Below are 14,163 nucleotides of genomic sequence, written 5' to 3'. Positions count from 1 at the left end.
CAGTGGCCTTCGTAACGATTGACGATGTGGTCGCCCGTCTCGGGCGGCCTGTCGCCGACGAGGCGGAGGCTACCCGGATCACTGCCTTTATCGAGGACGCCACGGGGCTGGTGTGCGACTACTGCCGCACGGATTTCCAGCCCCCCAAGTGGTCTGTGGTCCCCGCGGCGGTAAAGGCCGCCGTGTGTTCCGAAGTGATCCGATGGCTTTCCGTCTCTCCCGGAACTGTCATGGAAAAGACCGGGGATCTCGAAGTTCAGTACGCGGCTACCGCGTATAACTCGGGACTCTCCGAGGCCGCAAAGTCGATGCTGTGCCGCTACAGGCGCACCGCTGTGGCTGTCTCCCTCCACATCTGCTGGGGGGACGAGTGCTGTTCAACGACCGAATAGAGGTCCGTCGGGCCCGGCTCGTCGCCGACGACTACGGCAAGCACCGTGACTGGGATGACCCCCTCATCGTGTGGTCGGGCTTCGGGGCCGGCGTCCCCCGCGGGGGGCCGTCCAGTCCTGATGCCGCCTCGCGTGAGACGTCTACCAGCAAAGCAACTGTCTATCTCCCGGGCGATGTTGCCGTTGATTCTGCTGACAAGGTCCTGTTTCAGGACCAGCTCTGGCAGCTCGAAGGCCGGGCCTGGAAATGGAAGCTCGGCTCTCGCCGATACACCATGCTCCACGTCAAGGCGGTGATCAAGTAATGGCCCGTCGCGTAGCGAAGCCTGGTCAGGCCAGAGGCAAGCAGGACATCCGTTTCCGGAAGGGCGGATTCACTTTCGAGACCGACAAGGGTTTCGAGACTGAACTCCTGCACTCCGCGCCCGTCAGGGAACTTGCTGAAGCCAAGGCGGCGGAGCTGGCCGTGAAGATGATTCGCGCAGCTCCTCTTGGACCTCACCGGTTCACTACTGAGTACGCCATCAAGAACAACGTCCATGCCTATGTAGAAGACATAGGGACAGGGTGGGTCGGATACGTCGTGGTCGAGGAGAACGAGAAGGCCCGGCACGCGATGCTCCAGGAGCGTGGATACCGGGACCCCTCCGGCAGACGCCACAAGGGACGCTTCTTCTTCAAGAAGGTTCTGGAACAGGAGCGCACTGATTGAGAGTTGATCCGCTCCCCCTCCTGATCGAGTTCCTTCAGTCCTCTACGGACATCCCCGAGGATGCCGTCACAGGGACCATGGTGGGCCGCAATGTCGGCGAGACCAGCGTCCTACTCATCCAGTCCGGTGGCTTCCGGATGAAGCGGGGCCGCATGGACCGTATGGACGTCCTCTATGACGTGTACGGCAGGGGCCCGGCAGAGGCCGGCGCCCTCGCTTACGTCGTTCGTGAACTTCTGCTCGAACACCTCCCGGGCCTGCGCCTAAAGGGCGCCCTGGTGCTCGACGTCGCCGAGATCTCTGCCCCTCACTGGCACCCGGACCAGGAATCCCTAGAGCCCGCCTACACGGGCGAGGTCAGCCTCTTCCTCACATCTGACGACTGACCTTCTCAACTCCTCCGCCTAGCGGCCCTTTTGGGGCCGCTTTTTGTTTCCCCTCAAGGAGCCCGTATGCCCACAGAGCCTCGCTTCGACACCTCGAAGATTCGCTTCGCGCCTTCCGGTTGCGTTTATCTGGCGCCCGCCGTCGGTGCCACTCTCCCCACTACCGTCGGTGACGGCACTGCCGCCCCGGTCGGCTTCAAGTCTCTCGGATACCTTTCGGACGCGGGCGTCCAGATCACCCCCGCCGTGACCACCGAGCCGGTAAACGTTTGGCAAAGCGCGACCCCCGTGCTTTACAACGTGACTGCTGCAACGTTCTCGATCTCCGCGACTTTCATCGAGTCGAGCGTGAACACCACGGAGCTGTTCTACGGCGCTCAGTGGGTGGAATCCCCGGGTGCGTCGGGCACGTACCGCCTCGACCTCGCGAGCACCCCGGAGCTCCAGGAACTCTCCATCGTCGTGGACTGGTCGCAGGGCGACGTGCATAACCGTGTCGTGATTCCCCGAGCCATGATCCAGGACCGGGGTTCGATCTCGCTCGTCCGCACGAGCGCGCAGGAGTACCAGCTCACCATCGAGGCCCTGGACTCGAACGGCACGCTCGGCTACGTCCTCACGGACCAGGACATGAGCGGGGCTTGAAGTTCTGGCTCCACAGGGGGCCAGGTCACGAATCGAGTCTCAATTCTGGTCTAGATAGGAGGACCACATGAGTACGTGGAGCACATCCCTCCCGTCTTCCAATGTTCACGCGGGCGATGCCGACCATGCCGGTATCCACAACAAGACCACCTCGGCTCTGGCCGAGGTACGAAACAGGGTGGCAGGGCTCACGCGTGACGAGCCCGGCTACTACATCCCGGCAGGCTGGGGCGCCAACTGGCGAGCCAAGCGGGACGCGGCGGCGGCCGGCAATGGCCTGGCCTCCGTCACCGCTGTGGGAACCAGCATCACTCAGGGATTCCATGCTTCCGATGCACTGAACAAGAGCTACATGGGGCTCATCAAGAATGGCCTTCAGGCACAGTTCGGCGATGGGGGCTCGGGCTTCTTCAGCACGGTTCGCTCGCCCGAGTTCATCGGCGCCGGAGTCGCTGTCACGGCCTGGGGAGCGATCCCCGGCACCCTGACAACTACCACCGGGACGTGGACGGTCGGTGGATCGTCCTTCGGCCCTGGTTCCCTGTACCTGTCCACTGGGACCACGGGCAACTCGATCACGTTCACTGTTCGGGGAACCAACATCCGCATCTACACCCTTACCTCCTCCGCCGGAACTCCGTGGACGTACTCCATTGACGGAGGCGCCCCCGTTGCTGGAGACGGGTCAGGAGCCGCGTCTACAACGGTTCGAGTGACCTCGGTAACGGCTGGCCCGGGAGAGCACACCGTCAAGCTTACGAGTGGCTCATCTACCAACAACCTGTATGTCTGCGGTGTCACGGGAGAAAACGCCAGCGGTGTAGTAGTGAACAACATGGGCCGAAGTGCTGCACACGCTTCACACTTCTCGTCCACCACTCCCGAAAGCGGCACTGCCAACTGGAGCGGCGGCCCGGATTACCCTGCCGATCTCGTCATCTACGACCTCGCCGTCAATGATGCCAACGACGCCATCTCTGGCGACTCCTGGGCGGCATACCTCCGGAACTATCTCCAGAGTGTCAAGGACGGGACGTCCCTTTCAGGGTCCTACAAGGCCACCGGCCAGACGGACGTTCTGATTGCTCTCCAGCACGTTGGAAAGCACGACGCCACCCATATCAAGTACCAGGACTACGCGGCACGAGCGCGAGGGATTGCTGCTTCCTACGGCGCCGCTGTCGTGGACCTTTGGGCCATCGGACGCAACTCCTGGAACTACTGGGACACGTTCGGCCGCTGGGCGGACTTGAGCAACATGGGCGCCGCGGGGACGGACAGGGTCCACCTGTCCGACGCGGGTCATCAGTACGTCGCAGACATCATGCTGCCTGTTCTCACTGCCTGATTGGAGGCCGAATGACCACTTTTTACGTCGGAGACCTCCATGCCCTCAGCGGGAACATCGGAGCCTATTCAGCCGGATACGGCATCCGTATCCGAGAAGGCTCGAACTGCAAGATGGGCCTGACTACGCTGGTTGCCGGAACCGTCACCGTGAACACCACGGCAGTAGGGGCCAACAGTCGCATCATGCTGACTATCCAGACTGCTAGCGGCTCCGTCGGCAGTGTGTATGTCAACAACCGAACCGCTGGCTCCTCGTTCGTCATCAAGTCTACGAACGCCGCGGATACGTCCACTGTCGCATGGGTCATTCTCGATCCCGCTGTGGACATCTAAGTAGCACATCCCCTTGCCGGGGAGGGTTTGTAATCCCCGGCCTCTCTCTCACCCAACCCCCGAGCCCCCTCTGCGGGGCTTTTTGTTTTCTAGGAGACCCCATGCCTGCAAAGAACACCGCCGCTGTTGAGACCGTCGAGACCGTTGAGGTTGTCCCGGACGCTACCGCCGAGCTGGGCGCCGCTGAGGCGGAAGCCTCCGGCAAGCGGGTCGAGGTCGAGCACAACGGCAAGACCTACTTCGTGCCGGCCCCGCTGGACTACCCGGTCGACGTCGTGTTCGCCGAGAACGACTTCGAGGCCATCCGCCTGGTCCTCGGCGAGGAGCAGTGGCAGGAGTACCGGAAGTCCCGCCCGACGATCCGTGACTTCCAGGAGTTCAACGCGAAGATCAACGAGGCCACGGGAAACTAAGCCGAGCTGTCTATGTCATCAGGAAATACCCCGAGGAACTGGAAGCAGACTTGCTCCAGCATTTCGGGGTTGACCTACTCGACCTGTGGCATGGGCAGCTCTCTCTCCGGCGAATCTCCGTCCTGATCAACTCTCTCCTGAACCAGCCGGGTCGTTCCGTGCTGGCGGCCGTCTGTGACGTGGCTGCCGAGTGGTCAGAGAATGAATATTTGTTGGCTCGGATCTCTGACGCCCTTGAGCTGAACAACTGGCTCTTCATCCAGGCGAATTCTGCTGAAGGTAATGACATGCCCGCACCGGAGCCGCTTCTGCGGCCGGGCCAGGAAGAACCTGAGCCTGTCGCCGAAACGCACGCCTCCACACATGAGGTGGTGGATTTCTTCACTCGAATGAATAACCTGTAAGGGGGGCCCATGGCCGAGGGCAGTATCAGGGTCGGTAACGCCTACATCACCATCACCCCCGACCTGAATGAGGCACAGCTACAGGCTCAGTTGGACAAGGCGAAGGCTTCCATCGCCAGGTTCTCCGGAGAGCGGGAGCTGCTGGCCAAGCAGACGGCCCGGCTCGAAGCGAAGCTCCAGGCTTGGGTGACTGCCCAGTACGGTGCGGAAGCCGCGAAGCGTGTCGCGGCCGAGAAGGCTGCGATCGAGGCGCGCAAGAAGCTCTCCGGTACCGAGACAGCCAGCTATCTGAAGGCTCTTGGGACGGTGACCACCGCCCATGCGGCAGAGCTGGCCAAGCAGGAGAAGCGCCAGGCCGAATACTCCAAGTACGTCCGCACCTCCAACGAGCGCATCGCCGCGCAGGAGGCTAAGGACATTGCGGCCTCCGCGAGTGCGGTTCGCGCTGGTCTCGCTGCCAAGGAGAAGGCCCAAGCCGCCTTCGAACGCTCCGTCAAGGCACACAACGCGCGTGTAGCTGCCCAGGACGCCAGGGCAACTAGGGCCATCGAGGCCGCTGAGGCGGCGTCTCTCCGCAGGAGGGAGAGGGAGCAGGCTGCGTCTCTCCGTAAGAAGGAGAAGGAACAGGCTGCGTACGCGAGGTACGTCGAGGCGTCCAACGCCCGTATCGCCAAGGCAGAGCGGGCGGCTATTGCGGAGTCTGCTGCTGCACTGAAGGCGGCCCGTGCGGAAGAGGCCACTCTCCTCAGGGCCCGTGAGGCTCGGATCACGACCATGTCCCGGCTGGTCATCCGGCAGGCGTCCATGGAGGCCGCGGCGCAGGCCGCGGCAGCTCGTACGGCGCAGGCCGCTTATACCTCGGCGTTCAACACCCGCCAGGCTCAGATCCTCTCCACGATGGAGATGCAGCGGGCTTCTCAGCTCCAGGCCACTCAGGCGACCCTCGCACAGGCGAAGGCTGACAAGCAGGTCGCTCAGAACGCGATCAGGCAGAGCAATGACACCCGGAAGGCTCTGACCTCCAACGCACGGGATGTCAATAAGAGTTGGACGAAGGCCACCCTCAACATGGGTGGCAAGCTGGGCAGGCTCGGCACTCAGATGACCGAGTTCGGCCGCACGGTGCAGCGGTCGTTCGTTACGCCTCTGGCGGCGGCGGCCGGCGCTCTGTCGTACTTCGGTATCAAGGCTGCTGACTCGATCGTCCAGTCTCAGACTGCGCTGAGCAGTATGGGAGTTGGCGGAGCTGCCAGTCAGAAGCAGCTCGAAGAGCTTCAGCGGTTCGGTACCAAGACGCCTTACAGCGTCGAGGACATGTTCACCTACGGTGCTCAGTACACGCGCGCCCTGGCCACCCACACTAAGGGGTATTACTCCGAGGACGCGAAGAAGCGTGCGGAGGCAGCCGGAAAGGCGTCTCAGCAGGCTACCGAGCTGGTTGAGGCGATCGGCAACCTCGCGGCCTTTGGCGGCGTAACCGACGCCGCTCAGGTCGAGCGCGCCATGAGTGCTGTCGCCAAGTCGATTGACTCCGGCCGGGTCAGTGCTGTCACTCTCAAGCAGCTTGCCAACAATGCTGGCCTCCCCCTTCAGGAAATGGCCACGATCTTCGGCTTCACCGACCGTGCGTACTCGGAGAAGGACCTGAAGGCTAAAAGGGCCCTCGCCAAGAAGAAGGGCGTCACCCTCAAGTTCAAGGAGGGTGACGAGTACAGCGCCGCTGCTCAGATGCGTGACTGGATCACCGCGGGCATGCAGACCGGCGGCATCTCCGGTACAGCCCTTCACGACATGCTCATCGAGCGGGGCAAGGACATCGGGTCCGGCGACCCGAACAAGGCACCGGCCGAACGTCTCGGCGGTGCGACCATCAGCGCCCGCATCGCGAACATGGGAGAGCAGGCGAAGTACAGCCTTTCCGACCTGTTCATATCGCCCGTCGGCGAGGGCAAGAACAAGAAGTACGAGTACACGGGTGCGGGCAAAGCCCTCATGGGCACAAAGCACGTGGACAAGAACGGCAAGGTCACATACGAGGGCGGACTGCTCAACACCGTAAGCGACGTCGCCAAGGACCTGAAGAATCCCTCGGGCAAGGTGGTTCAGGAATTCTTCGAGGGCCTGACCACTTTCACTGACTGGATCAAGAAGACGGTCGGTTTCCTCAAGGACCACCCCGCCATCACCGACATGGTGATCAAGGTCGGGAAGTTCGCGGCCGTCATCGGGGCCGCAGCTCTGGCCCTGGGCACGCTTGCCAAGCTGTTCGGCTTCATCACCAAGGTGATGTCTCCTCTGGCCGGCCTCGTGAAGGGCACGGCCAAGACTGTCGGTCAGGCGACGGGTATCCGCTCCCAGACCGACGCTCAGAAGGAGGCGTCGGAACTCCGGGACCACGCCAAGGCCCAGGCCAAGCGGGACCGCAAGGAAGCCCGCGGAGCGGCCAAGGCCGCCAAGCGGGACGCCATCAGGGCGGCCCGGACCGAGTCCGAGAGTGATGAGGAGTTCAACGAGCGGCGGGCGCGGGCCAAGCGTGAAGCCAAGCAGGCCCGGAGGGCGGCTAACCAGAGCGCCAGGACCACCCGTACGAACGCGCGGAACCAGGCTCAGGACATCCGGCGCCATGGGCGCGACAGCACCAGCTACGCGGACCGCTACAGGGAGCGTCGAGCCAACCTCAGCGGTGGCGACGACCGGAGCGTTGCTACTCGTGCGGTGGACAAGATCCGTGGCAGGAACAGTCAGGTCGAGAAGATCGACCTGGACACTGAGGAAGCCAAGAAGAAGATCCGGGAACTGGAATCCTTCATCGAAGGCATGAAGTCCATCATCGACAGTGTTCGAAGCAAGGACTTCAAGCCGCTTGCCGATGAACTGGCGGGCAAGGACGGCAGCGTTCAGGCGATGGCCCAGAAGGCCGAGAAGGCCTTCAAGGACTCCGAGCGTGCAGCTGAGACCCTGAAGGGCCTCAAGCTCTCGGCTCTCAACAGCGAGTTCAACTCGGCCGCGGAGAAGGGCGACAAGTTCAAGTCGTCCACGCATCAGGGCGAGGTCGCTGTCTCTGAGCTGAATCAGCAGAAGCTCAACCACGTTGGCGGGGAGTTCAACGAGACGAAGCAGCGCGTCAAGCTCCTGATTGCCGCCGTGAAGAGCGGCATGACGGAACTGAACCAGCTCGACGAAAAGACGCTCTCCAACCTGAAGTCCCAGATCAGCAATGTGAAGGACGAGGCGGAGGACACCTCCAAGAAGGTGGGTTCCGGAGAGTCTTCCCTGAACAGCCGTATCGCCAAGCTCAACTCCCTGGAGACAGGGAAGATCGTCAAGCAGATCGACAACCTGAAGGAGAAGCTGAAGGACACTGCGACGCAGGCGACGACCCTCAACACCCAGTTGGGCAACATCTCGTCTCACGCGCCGAGCGGTAAGAACCCCAAGACCACCAAGCCGAAGAAGACCAACAGCGCCACAGGCGGCGTCCTGCCGGGCTACACCCCCGGCGCGGACGTGCATCACTTCGTCAGTCCGACGGCCGGCTCGCTCCACCTGTCTGGTGGCGAAGCGGTCATGCGGCCTGAGTGGACTGAGGCTGTGGGTCCCGGGTTCGTGAACCAGATGAACATGCTGGCTCGCACCCAGGGCTCCGCAGGAGTCCGCAAGGCGATGCGTTTCGCAGGGGGCGGCGTCCTCGGCAAGCTCGGCCTGGACCAACTCACCGACATGGTGAAGAACTTCCAGATCGGGCCTGACGTGCTCGGTGCGGTCAACACCATGACGATGGACAGCACGTCCCGCGGCCTTGGTGGTGCCGCTCAGAAGGGCGTCGTGGGCTCCGGCACTGATGGATCGCACTTCATCGGCCGCGACCTGGCCGACAAGTTCAAGGGCATCTTCGACTTTATGACCCGGGACTCCTGGGACATTCTGAAGAAGATACCGATTCCTGACGGCTGGACTCAGCTCATCGGCACTATCGGCGGGGCTATCGGCCCTACCGCAGGCACTCTTTTCTGGGATGACGTCTGGAAGGGTAACGGGAACGTCCTCGATCGTGGTGGGAAGTTCCTGAACGACCTTCTCAGTTGGGATTCCGTGAAGAGCGTCGTAGGGGATCTCTTCGGCGGTGCCTGGGACTCTGCGAAGTCGCTCGTATCCGGAGGAAAGGCCCTCTTCACTGACCCGATCGGGTTTGTGCAGGATGGTGTCTCCGGCATGTGGGACATGGCCGAGGCCGAGTACAACGGCGTAATCTCCATGGTCAAATCTGCTCGGGAAATCTGGAACAACCCGATGGATTATGCGTCTCAGGTCGTCGGGGATATCTACTCCACGGCGAAGGATTCCCTCCCGAACCTGAAGGGCCTTTTCGACTTCGGGGACGGAGGTGTCTCTGCTGTAAAGCCGGACATGGCCGACAAGATTGCTGCGATGATCAGCGAGCCTGGATCGGGTGACAATGTCACGCGATGGACTCCCCAGGTCAAAATGGCTCTGGCTCAGCTCGGACTTCCGGCTGACGCCCTGAAGTTGGTCCTTCACCGAATTGGCGTGGAGTCGGGCGGTAACCCGAATGCAATCAACAACTGGGACTCCAACGCTAAGGCTGGATACCCAAGTCAAGGGTTGATGCAGACCATCCCGCAAACGTTCAAGCGGTGGGCCGGACCGTACCTTTCGCGAGGTATTACCGACCCGATGGCCAACATCTATGCAGGCCTCAACTATGCCGTCCATCGCTACTCCGACTGGCGAAAGGCTCTTTCCGGTAACAAGGGATACGCCACTGGCACCGACGGTGCCGCTAAGGGCTGGGCCTGGGTAGGCGAGGAAGGCCCCGAGCTGGTGAACTTCGGGGGCGGGGAAACCGTCCTGAGTCACCGGGACAGCATGTTGTCTTCGGCCAGGGTGCGGAGGGGTTACGCCTCGGGCACAGGGTCCACACGCACCACTGGTGTGGCGGCCGACGCCGAAAAGGGCGTCTCGTCGCTGAACTCTGCGGTGAAGAAGCTCTACGCGATCATCACTCAGGCCTTCACCTCGGGGAAGATCGGTTCTGGCACCGCCAACTCCTTGAACAAGTGGTTGGACGGTCAGAACAAGGAGCTTCAGAAGCTCGTCAAGGCCCGAGCTGATATTGCACCGAAGCTCAAGGAAGCGAACAAGAAGCTCACGGACATCAAGAAGGATGAAGCCGATATGGCGGACTCCATCTCCGATAAGTCCAAGGGCATGAGGTCTTTGACGGACATCTTCAACGATTCCGGAATCTCGACCTCTTCGGCGCTGTCCAGCCTGAAGCAGCGCCTTTCGGCGATCAAGTCCTTCCAGAGCGACATCACTGCGCTGACCAAGAAGGGGTTCTCGAAGGAAATAATTGCGGAGATCGCGCAGGCCGGCCCCGAGCAGGGCGACGCCATGGCTAAGGAACTGCTGAATTCGACCGATGCTCAGATGGCCGATTTCAACAAGACCTATAAGGCCATCGGTACTGCCTCTGACTCTCTCGGTAAGTCGGTGGCAGGTTCCTACTACAAGGCGGGTAGGGAGTCGGCTCAGGCTCTTGTCGACGGCTTGACGGAGAAGGACAACAAGCTGAAGAAGGCTATCGAGGGGATCGCTGACACGATCACCAAGACGCTGAAGAAGAGGCTCGGAGTCAACTCCAAGACGCCTGTCTCATCAGGGCTTGCGGCGCTTCTCACCTGGCTCACCGGGGAGTCGCAGGCGGTTAAGGGTGGCGGCTCAACGAGTGCGACGAAAAAGAAGACGACGACGGTAACGACGACGTATTCAACGGACTCGAAGGGTCGGAAGGTCACCACGGTCACCACGACCGTGCGGGACCCCGCCAAGGGAACGACGACCACCACGACCGAGCGCACAGTGGGTGGAAAGACGACCACGTCCACCAGGACCTCGCACACCAATCAGTACGCCTCAGGTACCCGCTCCGCGGCTCCTGGTCTCGCCCTCGTGGGCGAGCGCGGGCGTGAATTGGTGGACTTCGGCCGCGGAGGCGCACGCGTCTACACCAACCGCGAAACCGAGGGGCTGTTGGGTCCGAAGTACGAAATCCACATCCACGAGGCCAGGTCCGAGGACACGTCCAAGGCCGTGATTCGTGCGATGCAGTACGCAGAGACGATGGCCGCTCTGTAATCGACAAGGAGTGCTGAATGCCAATTCCCGCAGGTCCGTACACCCCTGAGAACGGGGAGTGGACCAAGAATCCGTTCATCCCGATTCCGGAGGACTGGCAGCACACCTACGTGTCGATTCGAGGAAGCAATGGTGAGGGGGAGGAGATCCCCCTCACCGGCTTCCAGAACCAGTCATGGCCGGCGATTGTCCTTCAGCCTGGAGTCTCGGGCCTAGACATGCCTCCGATGGAGTTGCATGCCAACGACTCCCCGAACCTGGACGGCTCGATGTATCGAGGGGTACGGACGGCCGCCAGGCCGGTCCTCCTGCCCCTCTTCGTCTACGGCATCGACCGCAAGACCTCGCGAGCGTTCAAGCGGAAGCTGGCCGACGCGCTCAACCCTAAGAACGGGTTCTGCGTGCTCACGCTCGTGGAGCAGGACGGCGTGGTCAGGCGCCTTCAGTGCTACTACGTGAGCGGCATGGAGGGGAACGAGGCCACGGGCGCCACAGGGTTCACCTGGACCTCGTACGGTATCCAGCTCGTCGCCTACGACCCTTGGTTCTACGGAGACACCGAGACGGAAGCGCACTGGTCCTTCGGCCAGGCGCTCCCGTTCCTCGGCAACCCGTTCCTTCCGCTGAAACTGTCCAGCGGAACCCCGGCATCCGGCGAGCTGATCGTCACCAACCCCGGCGACATCGAGGCGTGGCCCGTGTGGACCATCACCGGACCCCTGAAGAGCTTTACCTTCACCGGCCCGGCCGCGCCGGGCAAGACTCCGCCGAGCTGGGGCATCCCCGCCCAGCCGGGTGGGGCTGATGCCCTCCAGGCAGGCCGGACGCTCACCGTCGACTGCCGTCCGGGCTACAAGACCATCACCGACGACCAGGGAACGAATTATTTCCCCCTGCTGTCGGCCAATCCGAATCTTTGGTCGGTGCCTAAGGGCACGTCGACCGTACAAGCAAATCTCGTATCGGGCAGTGGAACTCCAACCGTGAAACTGGAGCTTTTGCCTCGCTATGCGACGTACTGACATGAGGTGTATATGGGCTATCGCGTGGAGGTGCGAGACGCTTCGCTGAACCGGATAGGCGAAATTGACACGTGGGTCTCACTGGACCTCGTGGTCCGCTACTGCCAGCAGGGATCGTGGCAGCTCCTCATGGAGGCCGGCACGCCGCAGGCGGACATGCTCCAGAAGGGCGGCGGCGTCGCCATCTACCAGGACGACGTCCCCACGCCGATCCTCACGGGACAGATTGAATCTTTCCAGCACTACTGGACGAACGACCAGCACACGAGCGAAGGAAGCCTGTACTTCGGCGGGAAGTGCGACAACAAGCTCGCCTACAGCAGGCTCGCCTACCCCGACCCCTCCAAGCCGGTCACTCAGCAGTGGGCGCCCGACAGTGAGTGGACCAGCGGCCGGGCAGTTTCCGGCCCGGCTGGTCGCGTCATCCGGGACGAGCTGAACAAGGCTCTTGGTCCTGGCGCTCTTGCTGGTCGGCGGATGGGCAACGTCGTCTTCGACGACGACGTGTTCTTCGGCAAGGCCGTCTCGGACCATCTGATCTGGGACGTCATCGGGGCCAAGCTCGAATCCTGGGTCGACAACACCGCCGGATACCGCTTCGTCTGGGACCCCAACGGCAGGTGCATCAACCTGCACTTCTTCGCTCCGCGCGACCTCTCCGCGGACGTCCGCTTCAGCCGCGAACTCGGCAACCTGCGCGAGCTGACCTGGGCCCTGACGGCCCCGAGTGTCACGCGCGTCATCGTGGCCTGCCAGGGCGCTGGAAAGAACCGGTACCTGTATCAGCAGATCGACACCGAGTCAGAGGCCGAATGGGGATTGCAGATCGAGCAGTTCCTAGACCGGCGAGATCTCCCCATCAAGGCAGACCCGGCAACGGGTCTGCCCATCAAAGCCGACCTCTCTGTCACGGACGAGGCATTCAACACGGCCAAACAAGCCGTACTGGACGCTGCCACCGAGGCCCTCACCGCAGGTGCCAAGAACGGAAACTTCCAGCTGTACCCGATCGACACCCCGACCCTCAAGTTCGGGCGGGACTACTTCGTCGGCGACATTGTCACGGTCGCGATTGACGGGGTCGAGTACAAAGACATCGTGCGCGAAGTTTCCATCACCGTGGATTCGGGCGGACAGAATTCGACAGTCTCTCCGAAGATCGGAGAACAGGGCTCAGGTAACCCTCTCAACCTGTACAAGACCGTATTTGAAATGCGCGAGAAGCTGCGCAAGCTAGAGGCGAGGATGTAATGGCAAACGAGGTAAGTTACCCATTTTCCGCCGATAGTGCGGGTGGCGGATCGCAGATGATGTCTCAGGCTCAGTGGCAGTTCATGGCCCGAGTCTTCGGCAAGGACCGCGTGGACTTCCGTCTTGAACAGACGGCTATCGACGCCTTCGCCCTCCCCTTCACGGCTGCGGTGACTGGTGCCACGACTGTCACCGTCACGCCCGGTAGGGCCGTGGTCGGCGGCTTCTACTACCAGCTCACCGCGACGGCGACCGTCACCATCACAGCCAATACCGGCTCGACGGGCCGCATTGACCTGATCGTCCTCCGGGCGGACATGTCCGCCGGCTCGGTGAACATCGGAGTCGTCAAGGGGCAGCCCGCGGCAAGCCCGAAGGCTCCGGGGCTCACCCGCAACTACGGCGGTGTCTGGGAGATGCCGCTCTATCAGGTCACCGTCCCGGCAAACAGCGGCGCACTCAGCACCCTCGGCGTCATGCCGTTCGATGCCCCCGAGCACATGGCCGTGCCCTGGAACGCGGTTGCGTCGACGGCCTACCAGACCAACGGTTCGTTCATGATCGACATGGACTCGAATAACACGGATACGCAGACGGAATACTGGATCGGCCGCGACGGCAATGTGATCTCCCGTGACCTCTCCAAGCCCCGGAGCTACACCCCGGCCCTGGTGAACACGGCGGCCCCTTCCTCGTACACCAACAGGGTTGGCCGCTGGCGCTGGATAGCCCCGGGAACGGTCTATTTCTCCGTGGAGATCGAAAACCCCTGGGAAGACACCAGTCCGAACAGCGGCTCGACTCAGATGGGATTCACCCTCCCCACTCCTGCAAGTGGCGCGACTGGCCAGACCTTCACAGGAGTTCTGTCGAACCCGTACCTCGGAAACCAGTTGCCGAACTTCGTGGAAGTGGTGGCCAAGATCAACAGGGACAGTTCCAGCCAGTCAGCCGCTTACATGTTCGTCCCTAGTCCGGTCAGGACCTCTGACGGTCTGGACTTCCTTACGTCCATTCCTCCGGTCTCTAAGCTGACGATCTCCGGGATATACGAGGCGGCCACCTTCGCCAACTAACCCGCCACTCACGAAGCAGG

The 14,163-nt window shown here is 62.1% G+C and carries 13 protein-coding genes; all 13 read left to right on the top strand.

Going from position 1 to position 14,163, the window contains the following annotated elements; genetic code table 11:
* The first annotated feature begins 2 nt into the window (after positions 1–2).
* The 13 genes from ACFYW9_RS19315 (at position 3) to ACFYW9_RS19255 (ending at position 14,143) form a co-directional block, all read left to right on the top strand.
* Complete coding sequence (locus tag ACFYW9_RS19315; RefSeq protein ID WP_389151476.1) at positions 3–392, top strand: hypothetical protein; 390 nt, start codon at positions 3–5, stop codon at positions 390–392.
* Entirely contained in the window at positions 371–697 is a 327-nt protein-coding gene (locus ACFYW9_RS19310) for a hypothetical protein (protein WP_389151473.1), read from the top strand. Before ACFYW9_RS19315 ends, ACFYW9_RS19310 begins: the two co-directional genes overlap by 22 nt.
* A complete protein-coding gene (locus ACFYW9_RS19305) occupies positions 697–1,104 on the top strand; it encodes a hypothetical protein (RefSeq protein WP_389151470.1) in 408 nt (135 codons plus the stop codon). Before ACFYW9_RS19310 ends, ACFYW9_RS19305 begins: the two co-directional genes overlap by 1 nt.
* Positions 1,101–1,490 carry a hypothetical protein gene (locus ACFYW9_RS19300; protein ID WP_389151467.1) on the top strand — a complete coding sequence of 130 codons (390 nt, stop codon included), beginning with the start codon at positions 1,101–1,103 and terminating at the stop codon, positions 1,488–1,490. Before ACFYW9_RS19305 ends, ACFYW9_RS19300 begins: the two co-directional genes overlap by 4 nt.
* Positions 1,491–1,790: 300 nt before the next feature.
* Positions 1,791–2,135, top strand: coding sequence for a hypothetical protein (locus ACFYW9_RS19295; RefSeq protein ID WP_389151464.1), 345 nt, complete (start codon positions 1,791–1,793; stop codon positions 2,133–2,135).
* A gap of 67 nt (positions 2,136–2,202) precedes the next feature.
* Positions 2,203–3,483 carry a GDSL-type esterase/lipase family protein gene (locus ACFYW9_RS19290; protein WP_389151461.1) on the top strand — a complete coding sequence of 427 codons (1,281 nt, stop codon included), beginning with the start codon at positions 2,203–2,205 and terminating at the stop codon, positions 3,481–3,483.
* 11 nt (positions 3,484–3,494) lie between these two features.
* Positions 3,495–3,818, top strand: a complete 324-nt coding sequence (locus ACFYW9_RS19285; RefSeq protein WP_389151458.1) for a hypothetical protein — start codon at positions 3,495–3,497, stop codon at positions 3,816–3,818.
* Positions 3,819–3,919: 101 nt separating this feature from the next.
* Positions 3,920–4,231, top strand: coding sequence for a hypothetical protein (locus tag ACFYW9_RS19280; protein ID WP_389151455.1), 312 nt, complete (start codon positions 3,920–3,922; stop codon positions 4,229–4,231).
* Between the two features lie 50 nt (positions 4,232–4,281).
* Complete coding sequence (locus tag ACFYW9_RS19275) at positions 4,282–4,635, top strand: hypothetical protein (protein ID WP_389151452.1); 354 nt, start codon at positions 4,282–4,284, stop codon at positions 4,633–4,635.
* 9 nt (positions 4,636–4,644) lie between these two features.
* Entirely contained in the window at positions 4,645–10,794 is a 6,150-nt protein-coding gene (locus tag ACFYW9_RS19270) for a transglycosylase SLT domain-containing protein (RefSeq protein WP_389151449.1), read from the top strand.
* Between the two features lie 17 nt (positions 10,795–10,811).
* Positions 10,812–11,816: a phage tail family protein gene (locus tag ACFYW9_RS19265; protein ID WP_389151446.1), complete on the top strand. Its 1,005-nt coding sequence runs from the start codon at positions 10,812–10,814 to the stop codon at positions 11,814–11,816.
* 12 nt (positions 11,817–11,828) lie between these two features.
* Positions 11,829–13,067, top strand: a complete 1,239-nt coding sequence (locus ACFYW9_RS19260) for a siphovirus ReqiPepy6 Gp37-like family protein (RefSeq protein WP_389151443.1) — start codon at positions 11,829–11,831, stop codon at positions 13,065–13,067.
* Positions 13,067–14,143: a hypothetical protein gene (locus ACFYW9_RS19255; RefSeq protein ID WP_389151440.1), complete on the top strand. Its 1,077-nt coding sequence runs from the start codon at positions 13,067–13,069 to the stop codon at positions 14,141–14,143. The genes ACFYW9_RS19260 and ACFYW9_RS19255 overlap by 1 nt, the downstream gene beginning before the upstream one ends.
* The last annotated feature ends 20 nt before the right edge of the window (positions 14,144–14,163 follow it).

Source organism: Streptomyces sp. NPDC002698 (assembly GCF_042888945.1).
GTDB lineage: Bacteria > Actinomycetota > Actinomycetes > Streptomycetales > Streptomycetaceae > Streptomyces.
This window is presented reverse-complemented; position numbering and strand designations above follow the sequence as displayed.

Excerpts from the sequence above, each read along its gene's own strand:
- ACFYW9_RS19290 (WP_389151461.1), top strand. The coding sequence starts at position 2,203 with ATGAGTACGTGGAGCACATCCCTCCCGTCTTCCAATGTTCACGCGGGC.
- ACFYW9_RS19280 (WP_389151455.1), top strand. The coding sequence starts at position 3,920 with ATGCCTGCAAAGAACACCGCCGCTGTTGAGACCGTCGAGACCGTTGAG.
- ACFYW9_RS19305 (WP_389151470.1), top strand. The coding sequence starts at position 697 with ATGGCCCGTCGCGTAGCGAAGCCTGGTCAGGCCAGAGGCAAGCAGGAC.
- ACFYW9_RS19270 (WP_389151449.1), top strand. The coding sequence starts at position 4,645 with ATGGCCGAGGGCAGTATCAGGGTCGGTAACGCCTACATCACCATCACC.
- ACFYW9_RS19285 (WP_389151458.1), top strand. The coding sequence starts at position 3,495 with ATGACCACTTTTTACGTCGGAGACCTCCATGCCCTCAGCGGGAACATC.
- ACFYW9_RS19265 (WP_389151446.1), top strand. The coding sequence starts at position 10,812 with ATGCCAATTCCCGCAGGTCCGTACACCCCTGAGAACGGGGAGTGGACC.
- ACFYW9_RS19255 (WP_389151440.1), top strand. The coding sequence starts at position 13,067 with ATGGCAAACGAGGTAAGTTACCCATTTTCCGCCGATAGTGCGGGTGGC.
- ACFYW9_RS19260 (WP_389151443.1), top strand. The coding sequence starts at position 11,829 with ATGGGCTATCGCGTGGAGGTGCGAGACGCTTCGCTGAACCGGATAGGC.